Origin of the sequence: Streptomyces morookaense (genome assembly GCF_013030945.1) — a bacterium.
In the GTDB taxonomy this organism is placed as follows: domain Bacteria; phylum Actinomycetota; class Actinomycetes; order Streptomycetales; family Streptomycetaceae; genus Streptomyces; species Streptomyces morookaensis.
Genome location: NZ_JABBXF010000194.1, coordinates 1 through 310 on the forward strand (window position 1 = coordinate 1; position 310 = coordinate 310).

The window sequence follows — 310 nt, forward strand, 5'->3', positions numbered from 1 at the left end:
AGCCGTGCAGATAGCCCACGGCGTACACCGGACCGGCGGAGAGGTCGAAACCGCTCTGCCACTCGGTGAGTACGCGCTCCAGAGCCTCGGTGAACTCGGGGGTTCCTTCGGCGGCGGGCAGGCTGCGCACATCGAGGACGTTGAGGCCGGGGAAGGGGGCAGCGGGGCCGTAGGACTGTGCGGTGCCGTGGTAGCGCAGCCGGAGCACGTCGTGGTGCTCGGCGAGCGCACGCAGGGCGGACTCCAGCCGCGGGAGGGCCAGTTCGGGTGTACGCAGCAGGAAGGCCTGGTTCCAGTGGCCGGGCCGGGG

The 310-nt window shown here is 71.6% G+C and carries 1 protein-coding gene; it reads right to left on the reverse strand.

Annotated elements, in window-relative coordinates:
• On the reverse strand, window positions 1-310 hold a 310-nt coding region (locus HG542_RS34110), incomplete at both ends, for a condensation domain-containing protein (protein ID WP_171088307.1).